13 protein-coding genes are annotated in these 12165 nt (G+C 66.1%); 10 read left to right on the top strand and 3 right to left on the bottom strand.

Annotated features, from left to right (window positions below; genetic code table 11):
- Window positions 1-13: 13 nt before the first annotated feature.
- The 4 genes from DIE23_RS24760 to ftsB all read left to right on the top strand — a co-directional run bounded on the left by DIE23_RS24760 (window position 14) and on the right by ftsB (window position 4421).
- Window positions 14-1666: a CTP synthase gene (locus DIE23_RS24760; RefSeq protein WP_124614532.1), complete on the top strand. Its 1653-nt coding sequence runs from the start codon at window positions 14-16 to the stop codon at window positions 1664-1666.
- A gap of 2 nt (window positions 1667-1668) precedes the next feature.
- Window positions 1669-2523: a 3-deoxy-8-phosphooctulonate synthase gene (gene kdsA, locus DIE23_RS24755; RefSeq protein WP_124614531.1), complete on the top strand. Its 855-nt coding sequence runs from the start codon at window positions 1669-1671 to the stop codon at window positions 2521-2523.
- 106 nt (window positions 2524-2629) lie between these two features.
- Window positions 2630-3913: a phosphopyruvate hydratase gene (gene eno, locus DIE23_RS24750; RefSeq protein WP_009689673.1), complete on the top strand. Its 1284-nt coding sequence runs from the start codon at window positions 2630-2632 to the stop codon at window positions 3911-3913.
- 82 nt (window positions 3914-3995) lie between these two features.
- Window positions 3996-4421 (top strand): cell division protein FtsB, encoded by a 426-nt coding sequence (gene ftsB / locus DIE23_RS24745; RefSeq protein WP_124614530.1) that lies wholly within the window; start codon window positions 3996-3998, stop codon window positions 4419-4421.
- 94 nt (window positions 4422-4515) lie between these two features.
- Here the strand turns inward: ftsB and DIE23_RS24740 are convergent, their stop codons facing one another.
- The 3 genes from DIE23_RS24740 to DIE23_RS24730 form a co-directional block, all read right to left on the bottom strand.
- Window positions 4516-4875, bottom strand: a complete 360-nt coding sequence (locus tag DIE23_RS24740; RefSeq protein WP_124614529.1) for a hypothetical protein — start codon at window positions 4873-4875, stop codon at window positions 4516-4518.
- 143 nt (window positions 4876-5018) lie between these two features.
- Complete coding sequence (hslO, locus tag DIE23_RS24735; RefSeq protein ID WP_124614528.1) at window positions 5019-5969, bottom strand: Hsp33 family molecular chaperone HslO; 951 nt, start codon at window positions 5967-5969, stop codon at window positions 5019-5021.
- Between the two features lie 25 nt (window positions 5970-5994).
- Window positions 5995-6519, bottom strand: coding sequence for a gamma carbonic anhydrase family protein (locus DIE23_RS24730; RefSeq protein WP_124614527.1), 525 nt, complete (start codon window positions 6517-6519; stop codon window positions 5995-5997).
- A 144-nt stretch (window positions 6520-6663) separates the two neighbouring features.
- On the opposite strand from DIE23_RS24730, the gene DIE23_RS24725 reads away from it, so the two are divergent.
- The 6 genes from DIE23_RS24725 (at window position 6664) to DIE23_RS24700 (ending at window position 12165) form a co-directional block, all read left to right on the top strand.
- Window positions 6664-7521 (top strand): ferritin-like domain-containing protein, encoded by an 858-nt coding sequence (locus DIE23_RS24725; RefSeq protein WP_124614526.1) that lies wholly within the window; start codon window positions 6664-6666, stop codon window positions 7519-7521.
- Between the two features lie 209 nt (window positions 7522-7730).
- Window positions 7731-8621, top strand: a complete 891-nt coding sequence (locus tag DIE23_RS24720) for an alpha/beta fold hydrolase (RefSeq protein WP_124614525.1) — start codon at window positions 7731-7733, stop codon at window positions 8619-8621.
- A gap of 82 nt (window positions 8622-8703) precedes the next feature.
- On the top strand, window positions 8704-9534 hold the full coding sequence (locus tag DIE23_RS24715; RefSeq protein ID WP_124614524.1) for a 3',5'-nucleoside bisphosphate phosphatase: 831 nt from the start codon (window positions 8704-8706) through the stop codon (window positions 9532-9534).
- Window positions 9535-9613: 79 nt separating this feature from the next.
- Window positions 9614-10246, top strand: a complete 633-nt coding sequence (locus DIE23_RS24710; RefSeq protein WP_124614523.1) for an L-threonylcarbamoyladenylate synthase — start codon at window positions 9614-9616, stop codon at window positions 10244-10246.
- A 45-nt stretch (window positions 10247-10291) separates the two neighbouring features.
- Complete coding sequence (locus tag DIE23_RS24705; RefSeq protein ID WP_124614522.1) at window positions 10292-10954, top strand: site-2 protease family protein; 663 nt, start codon at window positions 10292-10294, stop codon at window positions 10952-10954.
- A gap of 8 nt (window positions 10955-10962) precedes the next feature.
- Complete coding sequence (locus DIE23_RS24700) at window positions 10963-12165, top strand: tryptophan--tRNA ligase (RefSeq protein WP_059450434.1); 1203 nt, start codon at window positions 10963-10965, stop codon at window positions 12163-12165.

Genomic DNA, 12165 nt, shown 5'->3' with positions numbered 1-12165 from the left:
CGAGCATCCAGCGATGACCAAATATGTTTTCGTCACCGGCGGCGTAGTTTCTTCCCTCGGCAAGGGTATTGCCGCCGCCTCCCTCGCCGCGATCCTCGAATCGCGCGGTCTGAAAGTCACCCTCCTCAAACTCGATCCCTACATCAACGTCGACCCCGGCACGATGAGCCCGTTCCAGCACGGCGAAGTGTTCGTGACGGAAGACGGAGCGGAGACCGACCTCGACCTCGGCCACTATGAGCGCTTCATCAGCACGAAGATGCGCAAGGCCAACAACTTCACGACCGGCCAGATCTACGAATCGGTGATCCGCAAGGAACGCCGCGGCGACTATCTCGGCAAGACCGTGCAGGTGATTCCGCACATCACGAACGAAATCCAGGCGTTCATCGAGCGCGGGGCGGCATCGGCCACCTGCGGCGAGCCGGACGTCGCGATCGTCGAGATCGGCGGCACGGTCGGCGACATCGAGTCGCTGCCGTTCCTCGAGGCCGCACGCCAGATGAGCCTGCGCCTCGGCCGCAACAGCGCGTGCTTCGTGCACCTGACGCTCGTGCCGTACGTCGCGACGGCCGGCGAGCTGAAGACGAAGCCGACCCAGCACAGCGTGCAGAAGCTGCGCGAGATCGGCATCCTGCCGCATGTGCTGCTGTGCCGTGCGGATCGCCGCATCCCGGACGACGAATCGAAGAAGATCTCGATGTTCTCGAACGTGCCGGAAGACGCCGTGATCTCGGTGTGGGACGCCGACAGCATCTACAAGATTCCGCAGATGCTGCACGACCAGGGCCTCGACCGGATCATCTGCGAGGAACTGAAGCTGTCGCCGAAGGACGCCGACCTGAGCATGTGGTCGGAGCTCGTCGAGAAGCTGGAAAATCCGAAGCACGAAGTGACGATCGGCATGGTCGGCAAGTATGTCGATCTGACCGAGTCGTACAAGTCGCTGATCGAGGCGCTGCGCCACGCATCGCTGCACACGTCGACCAAGGTCAACATCGAGTACATCGACTCGGAAGAGATCGAGACGAACGGTGTCGACAGCCTGAAGCATCTCGACGCCGTGCTGGTGCCGGGCGGTTTCGGCCGTCGCGGCACGGAAGGCAAGATCGCGGCGATCCGCTATGCACGCGAGTCGAAGGTGCCGTACCTCGGCATCTGTCTCGGCATGCAGCTCGCGGTGATCGAATTCGCACGCGACGTCGTCGGCCTGAAGCAGGCGAACAGCACGGAATTCGATCCGGAAACGCCGGAACGCGTGGTCGCGCTGATCACCGAGTGGTACGACCGTGAAGGCAAGGTCGAGACGCGTACCGAGGAATCCGATCTCGGCGGCACGATGCGCCTCGGCTCGCAACGCTGCCCGATCAAGCCCGGCACGATGGCTGAAGAGATCTATGGCAAGGACGTGAACGAGCGCCATCGCCACCGTTATGAAGTCAATAACCGCTTCGTGCCCCAGCTCGAAGCCGGTGGCCTTATCATCAGCGCCCGTACCCCGAGCGAGGATCTTCCGGAAATGATGGAGCTGCCGCGCTCGATGCACCCGTGGTTCGTCGGCGTCCAGTTCCACCCGGAATTCACGTCCACGCCGCGTGACGGTCATCCTCTCTTCAAGTCGTTCGTCGAAGCCGCGCTCGCCAACAAGCAAGCGCGCGGAGTGTAAGCATGAAGCTGTGCGATTTCGAGGTCGGTCTCGACCAGCCTTTCTTCCTGATCGCGGGTACCTGCGTCGTCGAATCGGAGCAAATGACGATCGACACGGCGGGCCGCCTGAAGGAGATCTGCGAGAAGCTGAACGTTCCGTTCATCTACAAGTCGTCCTACGACAAGGCGAATCGCAGCTCGGGCAAGTCGTTTCGCGGCCTTGGAATGGACGAGGGGCTGCGGATCCTTGCCGAGGTGAAGCGCCAGCTCGGCCTGCCGGTGCTGACCGACGTGCATTCGATCGAAGAGATCGAGCAGGTCGCGTCGGTCGTCGACGTGCTGCAGACGCCCGCGTTCCTGTGCCGCCAGACCGACTTCATCCAGGCGTGCGCACGCTCGGGCAAGCCCGTCAACATCAAGAAGGGCCAGTTCCTCGCGCCGCACGACATGAAGAACGTGATCGACAAGGCGCGCGACGCGGCGCGTGAAGCCGGTCTGTCGGAAGACCGCTTCATGGCGTGCGAGCGCGGTGTCTCGTTCGGCTACAACAACCTCGTGTCCGACATGCGTTCGCTCGCGATCATGCGCGAGACGAGCGCGCCGGTCGTGTTCGATGCGACCCACTCGGTGCAGCTGCCGGGCGGGCAGGGCACGAGCTCGGGCGGCCAGCGCGAATTCGTGCCGGTGCTCGCGCGTGCCGCGGTCGCGACGGGTGTTGCAGGCCTGTTCATGGAAACGCACCCGAATCCGGCCGAGGCGAAGTCAGACGGCCCGAACGCGGTGCCGCTGAACCGGATGGGCGCGCTGCTGGAGACCCTCGTCACGCTCGACCAGGCGGTGAAGCGCAATCCGTTCCTGGAAAACGATTTCAACTAAAGATCGAATGAACCTTGCGACGGCTTCGCGCGTCAGTAGCGTAAGCAGTGTCGGCACGCATGCCGTCGCAGTTTGAAGAATCCATCGTCATTCTCAGAGGAAACCCATGAGTGCAATCGTAGATATCATCGGCCGCGAGATTCTGGATTCGCGCGGCAACCCCACCGTCGAATGCGACGTGCTGCTCGAATCGGGCACGATGGGCCGCGCGGCGGTGCCGTCGGGCGCGTCCACCGGCTCGCGTGAAGCGATCGAACTGCGCGACGGCGAAGCCGGCCGCTACAACGGCAAGGGGGTGCTGAAGGCTGTCGAGCACATCAACACCGAAATCTCCGAAGCCATCATGGGCCTCGACGCGTCGGAACAGGCGTTCCTCGACAAGACGCTGCTCGAGCTGGACGGCACCGACAACAAGTCGCGCCTCGGCGCGAACGCGATGCTGGCCGTGTCGATGGCCGTCGCGAAGGCAGCGGCTGAAGAAGCCGGCCTGCCGCTGTACCGCTACTTCGGCGGCTCGGGCGCGATGCAACTGCCGGTCCCGATGATGAACATCGTCAACGGCGGCGCGCACGCGAACAACAGCCTCGACATCCAGGAATTCATGATCGTCCCGGTGAGCCAGCCGACGTTCCGTGAAGCCCTGCGTTGCGGCGCGGAAGTGTTCCACGCACTGAAGAAGATCCTGAGCGACCGCGGCATGAGCACGGCAGTCGGCGACGAAGGCGGCTTCGCGCCGAACTTCGGCAGCAACGACGAGTGCCTGTCGACGATCCTGCAGGCGATCGAGAAGGCCGGCTACCGTGCGGGCGAAGACGTGCTGCTCGCGCTCGACTGCGCGGCATCCGAGTTCTACCACGACGGCAAGTACCAGCTCGCGGGCGAAGGCCTGCAACTGTCGTCGGCCGAATTCACCGACTACCTCGCGACGCTCGCCGACAAGTTCCCGATCGTGTCGATCGAAGACGGCATGCACGAAGGCGACTGGGAAGGCTGGAAGCTGCTGACCGAGCGCCTCGGCAAGAAGGTGCAGCTGGTCGGCGACGACCTGTTCGTCACGAACACGCGCATCCTGAAGGAAGGCATCGAGAAGGGCATCGCGAACTCGATCCTCATCAAGATCAACCAGATCGGTACGCTGACCGAAACGTTCGCGGCAATCGAAATGGCGAAGCGCGCGGGCTACACGGCCGTGATCTCGCACCGCTCGGGCGAAACGGAAGATTCGACGATCGCGGACATCGCGGTCGGCCTGAACGCCGGTCAGATCAAGACGGGTTCGCTGTCGCGCAGCGACCGCATCTCGAAGTACAACCAGCTGCTGCGCATCGAGGAAGATCTCGGCGATATCGCGAGCTACCCGGGCAAATCGGCTTTCTACAACCTGCGCTAACGCGCTACTATCGGGTTCGTCATCTCGACGCCGCTCTGTGCATGTCGCGCGGAGCGGCGCTTCTTATATCTGCGTCTCTTACATGCGGCTTGTCACTGTCGTCCTGATTGCCTTGCTGGCGCTCATTCAGTACCCCCTATGGTGGGGACACGGCGGCTGGTTGCGGGTGCACGAATTGCGTCAGCAACTCGGCGATCAGCTGCAGAAGAATGCGGACGAGAAGCTGCGCAATGAACGGATCGCGGGCGAAGTGCAGGATCTGCAAGGCGGTACCGCGGCCATCGAGGAGCGCGCGCGCTACGAGATGGGCATGGTGAAGGACGGTGAAGTATTCGTGCAGTTCGTGTCGCCGAATGCGCAGGCCGGGCCGCTGAACAACACGCCTTCGAGCACGTCGACGCGCGGCACCGTGTCCGCGGCGCCCGTGCGTGTCGTACCGAACCCGCAATCGATCGCGAAGCCGTCGCGGCATCACGGCGGCGAGAGGGGCAAGACCGCGCATCACTGAGCGCGGGAGTCCGAACCATTGAAAAAGCGCGGGAAATGCCGCGCTTTTTTATTTCCTGCCAGTCGTCAATCGGCTCGGTCGACGCGATGACGCGTCACCACCACCAGCCCGGGTAACCGTAGCCATAGCCGATGCCGGTGCCCCACCGGTTGCCCCAACCACCGCCGTAATAGCTGCCGTAGACCGTCATGGGCGGCGGCGCGTAATACGCCCAGGCGCGCGCGGCGGCCTCGGCCGCCATCGCATCGTTCTGCTCGCGCAGCACCTGCCGGTCGATTTCGTCGTAGCGTTTGCGCTCCGCACTCGACAGTGCGGGCGGCTGGCCGCCCGATGCGCCCGGTTCTGGCAGGCGGCTCAGGATCGTCGACGAAGGCGGCTGCACCGCGCAGCCGGCGAGGGTCAGCGTGCCGGCTGCGACACTGGTCAGGACGAGGGTGCGGAACGGGCGATTCATGTGTTTCTCCAGCAGCGCGCCGACAGTGGAAAGCGGTTTGCGCCGAAGGCGGGACCTGCGGCGCGTGAGCCGTGCGTGCGACGCTCGTCGTCATTATGCGCCCGCACTCGCATGGCGAGCACGGACGCGCGGCGCAGCGCGGCTCAGTGACGCTGGTCGGTCGCGGGCGTGATGCCGGTCGCGAGTTCCGGGGTGGCGAACAGCTGCGCGACGTCGACGGGATCGAACTCGTAGCGCTGGTTGCAGAACTCGCAGTGAATCTCGACGTGACCGCGCTCGACGATCACGCTGTCGACTTCTTCGCGGCCGAGCATCCGCAGCATCGCGCCGACCTTCTCGCGCGAGCACGAACACTGGAAACGCGTACCGGCCGGGTCGAAGTGCTGCACGTTTTCCTGCCAGAACAGCCGGCGGAACACGACTTCCGGTTCGACCTCGAGCAGTTCCTTCGCGGACAGCGTGCCGCCGAGCGTGCAGACGCGCTCCCAGGTGTCGGTGTCGGTCTCGGCGTTGCGCGGCACGATGCCGCCGTCGCCCGGCAGCTTCTGCAGCAGCATGCCGACCGCGCGGTCGTGATCGGCCGCGAGCCACAGCCGCGTGTCGAGCTGCTCCGAGTGGTGCATGTAGTGTTCGAGCACTTGCGACACCGATTCGAGCGGACCGTCGACGCCGTTCAGCGGCACGATGCCCTGGTACGGCTGTTGGCCCGGCAGCTTCTCGGCCGGGTCGAGCGTGATCACGCAACGGCCGTGGCCGCTCGCGTTGACGAGCGACGCGAAGTGCGTGTCGTCGCCGATCGTCTGCGCCGCGTCGCCGGCGAACTTGGCCGTGGCGCGCATCGACAGGTCCGAGCCGCACTGGACGACCAGCATCTGGACCGGCCCGTCGCCGAAGATCTGCATGATCAGGGTGCCGTGAAATTTCAGGTTCGCGGACAGCAGCGCACACGCGGCCATCATCTCGCCGAGCACCGTGCGCACCGGGGCAGGGTAGTCCCGGCGGGAAAGCACCTCTTGCCACGTGTTGCGCAGCGACACGATCTCGCCGCGCACGGGTGCCGAATTGAACATGAATTTCTGTAACTGGTCGCTCACTCTTCTTCCTTGAAATCCGCGCGAATCACCCGATCCGCACGAGTTGCTCCTTGAAATGCGCACGCCGCTCGACGTACGACTTCGCATTTGCGCGCAGCTGCGCGATGTCGTCTGCCGACAGCTCGCGCACGACTTTCGCCGGGGCGCCGAGAATCAGCGAGTTATCCGGGAACGTCTTGCCTTCCGTCACGACCGCGCCGGCTCCGACCAGACAGTTGCGGCCGATGACCACTCCATTCAAGACCACCGCCTGAATCCCGATCAGCGAACCTTCGCCGATCGTGCATCCGTGCAGCATCGCCTGGTGCCCGATCGTCACGTTTTCGGCAATCGTCAGAGGAAAACCGGGGTCCGTATGCAGGACCGCGCCTTCCTGGACATTGCTGCCGGTGCCGACCGTGATCGTCTCGTTGTCGCCGCGAACCGTCGCGCCGAACCATACGCTCGCGTTTTCCTCGAGCACGACCTTGCCGATGATCGCCGCCGTATCGGCGACGAATACGCTTTCGTGGATCGTCGGGGCCGTCTCGCCCAGTTTGTAGATCGTCACGGAGTCTCCTGGTCTCTTCGATGAAGGGCGCCGGTAGAATGGCGCGTCTGGCGTGCCGGGCGCATCGCGTTACGGCACAAACGCATATTGTAAACCGTCGCGTGCATGCGCTCCCGCGATGCGCGCGGGCGGTGCCCCCGTTTGATGAGCATGGAGCCTTCTTCTTTCACCGTGGCGCCGCGCTGCGTGCGCCGCGCCGCGCTCGACGCGCTGCGGGTGTCCGAGCCGGCCGCGAAGGCCGCGCAGGTCCGCGCGCTGTACGATGCACTGCTGGCCGGGCAGGCCGCGATCGCGCCGGCGCTCGACCTGGACGAACCGGTCGACCTGCCCGGCCGTCCGGTGCGCCCGCCGCTCGTCGAGCCGCGCCAGCTCGAGCGCCGCAGCATGCGCTCGCCCGCGGGGCGCGCGGTGCTGCTGCACGCGCTCGCGCATATCGAATTCAACGCGATCAACCTCGCGCTCGACGCTGTGTGGCGCTTTGCCGGGATGCCGGACGCGTTCTATGCGGACTGGCTGAAGGTCGCGGCCGAGGAGGCCTATCACTTCACGCTGTTGTCCGACCGGCTGGCCGGGTTCGGGCATGCGTACGGCGATTTCCCCGCGCACAACGGGCTGTGGGAGATGTGCGAGCGGACCAAGGCCGATGTGCTCGCGCGGATGGCCCTCGTGCCGCGCACGCTCGAGGCGCGCGGGCTCGACGCGTCGCCGCCGATCCGCGCGCGGCTCGTGCAGGCGGGCGACGACGCGTCCGCGGCGATCCTCGACGTGATCCTGCGTGACGAGATCGGCCATGTCGCGATCGGGAACCGCTGGTTCCGGCACCTGTGCGACGCGACCGGCCGCGATCCGGTTCCCACCTACCGCGAGCTTGCCGAGCAGTACCATGCGCCGCGGCTGCGCGGTCCGTTCAATTTCGACGCGCGCCGCACCGCGGGATTCGAGCAGGCGGAGCTGGACGAACTCGCCGCGCAGGACGCGGCGGACGGCAAGACGGCGGGTTAGGGCGACCGTGCGCCGCCGGCTTCCGACGGACGGGCGAAAGCTGTCGCCCGCCGGCCACACGACCATTCGGCGCCATTTCTGCGGCGCCCGATGCGCCAGTTCCGCGTGCCATCGGCTCCCCGTCGCTAGAGAACTGACTCGACTGCCGGCCACCGGAACGGAAGCGTCATCGCTATAATCGAACGATCATTCTTTTTTTGGCGGCTGCAATGAATGCTTCGAGTTCTGTTTCCGATTTCGTCACGGTGCGCGGCGTCGAGCTGCATGTGCGGCGCTGGGGCCGGCCCTATGCGCCGACGCTGTTCATGCTGCACGGCTGGATGGACGTCGCGGCATCGTTCCAGTTCGTCGTCGACGCGCTCGCGGGCGACTGGCAGGTGATCGCGCCGGATGCGCGCGGTTTCGGCCTGTCCGACTGGCCGGTCGCACGGCAGGGCGGCGGTCATTACTGGTTTCACGAGTACCTGGGCGATCTCGATGCGCTCGTCGACCACTATGCGCCGACCGGCGAAGTCAACCTGGTCGGACACAGCATGGGGGCGAACGTCGTGTGCCTGTATGCGGGCGCGCGGCCGGAGCGGGTGCGGCGCGTGGTCGACCTCGAAGGGTTCGGGCTCGCCCCCGCGCGGGCCGAGCAGGCGCCGCGCCGGCTGCGTGGTTGGCTCGACGAGCTGCGCGAGCCGCCGGTGCTGCGTCCGTATGCGTCGCTCGACGACGTGGCGGCCCGGCTGATCAAGACCAATCCGCGGCTCGATCCGCGCCGCGCCGCGTTCCTCGCCGCGCACTGGTCGAAGCGCGGCGACGACGGCCTCTACCACCTGCTGGCGGACCCCGCGCACAAGATGGCGGGCCCGCAACTGTACCGGCTCGACGAGGTGATGGCGGTCTGGAAGCAGGTACGCGCGAAGGTGCTGCACGTCGAGGCCGTCAATTCGCCGACGCTCGCCTACATCGCGGGCGACATCCCGCTGCCGGAGTTCAAGGCGCGCTTCGGCGCGTTCCCCGACTGGCGCGAAAAGCGCGTCGAGGATGCCGGCCACATGGTCCATCACGACCAGCCGGAGCAGATCGCGGCGCTGATCGAGGCGTTCTGCGCATAGGCGGGTGGCGGCAGCGGCGGGGCAGGCGGGCGGCGCAATTGCCGCATTGCAGTAGAATGAAGCTTCACCTGCCATACCGACAATGAACGCTGATCTCCACTGCCATTCGAATGTTTCCGACGGGTTGCTGTCGCCTGCCGACGTCGCGCGCCGCGCCCATGTCGGCGGCGTGACCCTGTGGGCGCTGACCGACCACGACGAGATCGGCGGCCAGGCGGCGGCGCGCAGCGAGGCGGAGGCGCTCGGGATGCGTTACCTGAGCGGCGTCGAGATCTCGGTCACGTGGGCGTCGCGCACCGTGCACATCGTCGGGCTCAACATCGATCCGTCGAACCCGACGCTCGTCGACGGCCTCTACCGCACGCGCCATGGCCGTGCCGCCCGTGCGCAGGCGATCGCCGCGCAGCTCGAGACGCTCGGCATCCCCGGCGCGTACGAAGGCGCGCTGAAGTACGTATCGAATCCCGACCTGATCTCGCGCACCCACTTCGCGCGCTTCCTGGTCGAGAACGGCCACGCCGCATCCACTTCCGACGTGTTCGACCGCCTGCTCGGCGACGGCAAGCCCGGGTTCGTCCCGCACCTCTGGGCGACGCTGTCCGACGCCGTTGCATGGATTCGCGCGGCGGGCGGCGAGGCCGTGGTCGCGCATCCGGGCCGCTATCGCTATACGCCGGTCGAATTCGACGCATTCTTCGGCGAATTCATCGATCTCGGCGGCCGCGCGATCGAGGTCATCACGGGCAGCCACACGCCCGACCAATACCGCGAATACGCGGACGTCGCGCGCCGCTTCGGCTTCGAAGTGTCGCGCGGTTCGGATTTCCATGCGCCGGGAGAGGGCCGCGTCGAGCTCGGCAGCCTGCCGCCGTTGCCGCCCGACCTGAAACCGGTCTGGGAGCGCTGGCTCTGACGCGCCGCCGCCGCTTGCCGTTCGCCGTTCGCGCTGCCGCCGAGGCGCGCATCCGACTTCTCCCTCTTTACGTGTCCCCATGTCCCAGTTCTTCAGGATTCATCCGGATAATCCGCAGCCGCGCCTGATCAAGCAGGCCGCGGACATCGTCAGCAAGGGCGGCGTGATCGCGATGCCGACCGATTCGAGCTACGCGCTCGCGTGCCACCTCGACGACAAGGACGCGGTCGAGCGCGTGCGCCGCATCCGTGGCCTCGACGAGAAGCAGCACCTGTCGCTGCTCGTGCGCGACCTGTCGGAACTGGCCAACTTCGCGATGGTGGACAACCGCCAGTACCGGCAGATCAAGTCGGTGACGCCGGGCCCGTATGTGTTCATCCTGCAGGCGACCAAGGAAGTGCCGCGCCGGCTGTCGCACCCGTCGCGCAAGACGATCGGGCTGCGCGTGCCCGATCACGCGATCACGCTCGCGCTTCTCGAATCGCTGGGCCAGCCGCTGCTCGGCACGACGCTGATCCTGCCGCCGGACGACGAGCCGCTCAACGATCCCGACGACATCCGCGCGCGCCTCGAGAAGCAGGTCGATCTCGTGATCGACGGCGGCGCGTGTCCGCGCGAGCCGTCGACGGTGATCGACCTGACGGGCGGCGAGCCGCAGCTCGTGCGGGCGGGGCGCGGCGCGCTCGAACCGTTCGGACTCTCGGCCGCGTAAGCGCCGTTCATTTTTGCGCGAGTGCGCTTGTTACAATAACGCGATATGGATGCTTCCCTGATACAGACCATCGCCGTCTATGCGCTGCCCGTGATCTTCGCGATCACGCTGCACGAGGCCGCGCACGGCTATGCCGCGCGCCTGCTCGGCGACAACACCGCCTACATGATGGGGCGCGTGTCGTTCAACCCGATGCGCCACATCGATCCGCTCGGCACGATCGCGATCCCGCTCGCCATGTATTTCCTGACCGGCGGCGCGTTCCTGTTCGGCTATGCGAAACCGGTGCCGGTATCGTTCGGCAACCTGCGCAATCCGCGCTGGGGCAGCCTGTGGGTGTCGCTCGCGGGCCCGGCCTGCAACTTCGTGCAGGCACTGATCTGGGGCGTGCTGACCATCGTGCTGCCCGCCGCCGGCATCGACGAGCCGTTCTTCACGCGGATGGCCTATGCGGGCGTCAGCGCGAACCTCGTGCTCGGCGTGCTGAACCTGTTTCCGCTGCCGCCGCTCGATGGCGGCCGCATCCTGGCGGCGCTGCTGCCGCCGAAGCAATCGATCGCGTTGTCGCGCATCGAGCCGTACGGTTTCATCATCGTCCTCATGCTGGTCATGACGGGCGTGCTGACGAATTTCTGGCTGCGTCCGCTCGTGAACGCCGCGGCCGGCGTGCTGAGCGCCATCCTGTCTCCCTTCGCCTCGCTTTTCTAACGACAATCATGTTCCCAGATCGTATTTTCTCCGGCATGCGACCCACAGGGTCGTTGCACCTCGGCCACTACCACGGCGTGCTGAAAAACTGGGTGAAGCTGCAGTCCGAGTACCCGTGCTTCTTCTGCGTGGTCGACTGGCATGCGCTGACGACGCACTACGAAACGCCCGAGGTCATCGAGAAGAACGTGTGGGACGTGCTGATCGACTGGCTCGCGTCCGGCATCGATCCGGCGCAGGCGACGCTGTTCATCCAGAGCAAGGTGCCCGAGCACGCGGAGCTCGCGCTGTTGCTCGGCATGAGCACGCCGCTCGGCTGGCTCGAGCGCGTGCCGACCTACAAGGAGCAGATGGAGAAGCTGAAGGACAAGGACCTGTCGACCTACGGCTTCCTCGGCTACCCGGTGCTGATGGCGGCCGACATCCTGCTGTATCGCGGCTCGCTCGTGCCGGTCGGTGAAGACCAGGTGCCGCACGTCGAGATGACGCGCGAGATCGCGCGCCGCTTCAACTACCTGTACGGCCGCGAGCCGGGCTTCGAGGAGAAGGCGCTCGAAGCCGCGAAGAAGCTCGGCGGCAAGCGTGCGAAGCTCTATCACGAGCTGCGCAATGCGTACCAGCAGGAGGGCGACGACGAGGCGCTCGAACAGGCGCGCGCGATGCTGCAGGAATCGCAGAGCCTGTCGATGAGCGACCGCGAGCGCCTGTTCGGCTATCTCGAAGGCGCACGCAAGATCATCCTGGTCGAGCCGCAGGCGCTCCTGACCGAAGCGTCCCGGATGCCGGGCCTCGACGGCCAGAAGATGTCGAAGTCATACGGCAACACGATCGGCCTGCGCGAGGACGCCGAGACGATCACGAAGAAGGTCCGCACGATGCCGACCGATCCGGCGCGCGTGCGCCGCACCGATCCGGGCGATCCCGACAAGTGCCCGGTGTGGCAGCTGCACCAGGTCTATACGGACGAAACGACGCACCAGTGGGTGCAGAGCGGCTGCCGCTCGGCGGGCATCGGCTGCCTCGACTGCAAGCAGCCGGTCGTCGAGGGGATCTTGCGCGAACAGCAGCCGATGCTCGAGCGCGCGCAGAAGTACATGGACGATCCGTCGCTGCTGCGCGCGATCGTCGCGGACGGCTGCGACAAGGCGCGCAAGCACGCGGTCGAGACGATGCGCGACGTGCGCGAGGCGATGGGCCTGTCATACACCTGA

It is taken from the genome of Burkholderia sp. Bp9143 (assembly GCF_003853645.1).
GTDB lineage: Bacteria > Pseudomonadota > Gammaproteobacteria > Burkholderiales > Burkholderiaceae > Burkholderia.
The sequence above is the reverse complement of the archived record's forward strand: the minus strand, read 5'-3'. Positions and strand labels throughout refer to the sequence as shown.

What these genes read in the sequence shown, in the direction of transcription:
- DIE23_RS24705 (WP_124614522.1), top strand. Translation starts at nt 10,292, where the DNA reads ATGGATGCTTCCCTGATACAGACCATCGCCGTCTATGCGCTGCCCGTG.
- kdsA (WP_124614531.1), top strand. Translation starts at nt 1,669, where the DNA reads ATGAAGCTGTGCGATTTCGAGGTCGGTCTCGACCAGCCTTTCTTCCTG.
- DIE23_RS24700 (WP_059450434.1), top strand. Translation starts at nt 10,963, where the DNA reads ATGTTCCCAGATCGTATTTTCTCCGGCATGCGACCCACAGGGTCGTTG.
- DIE23_RS24740 (WP_124614529.1), bottom strand. Translation starts at nt 4,875, where the DNA reads ATGAATCGCCCGTTCCGCACCCTCGTCCTGACCAGTGTCGCAGCCGGC.
- DIE23_RS24725 (WP_124614526.1), top strand. Translation starts at nt 6,664, where the DNA reads ATGAGCATGGAGCCTTCTTCTTTCACCGTGGCGCCGCGCTGCGTGCGC.
- ftsB (WP_124614530.1), top strand. Translation starts at nt 3,996, where the DNA reads ATGCGGCTTGTCACTGTCGTCCTGATTGCCTTGCTGGCGCTCATTCAG.
- DIE23_RS24720 (WP_124614525.1), top strand. Translation starts at nt 7,731, where the DNA reads ATGAATGCTTCGAGTTCTGTTTCCGATTTCGTCACGGTGCGCGGCGTC.
- DIE23_RS24710 (WP_124614523.1), top strand. Translation starts at nt 9,614, where the DNA reads ATGTCCCAGTTCTTCAGGATTCATCCGGATAATCCGCAGCCGCGCCTG.
- DIE23_RS24715 (WP_124614524.1), top strand. Translation starts at nt 8,704, where the DNA reads ATGAACGCTGATCTCCACTGCCATTCGAATGTTTCCGACGGGTTGCTG.
- eno (WP_009689673.1), top strand. Translation starts at nt 2,630, where the DNA reads ATGAGTGCAATCGTAGATATCATCGGCCGCGAGATTCTGGATTCGCGC.
- DIE23_RS24760 (WP_124614532.1), top strand. Translation starts at nt 14, where the DNA reads ATGACCAAATATGTTTTCGTCACCGGCGGCGTAGTTTCTTCCCTCGGC.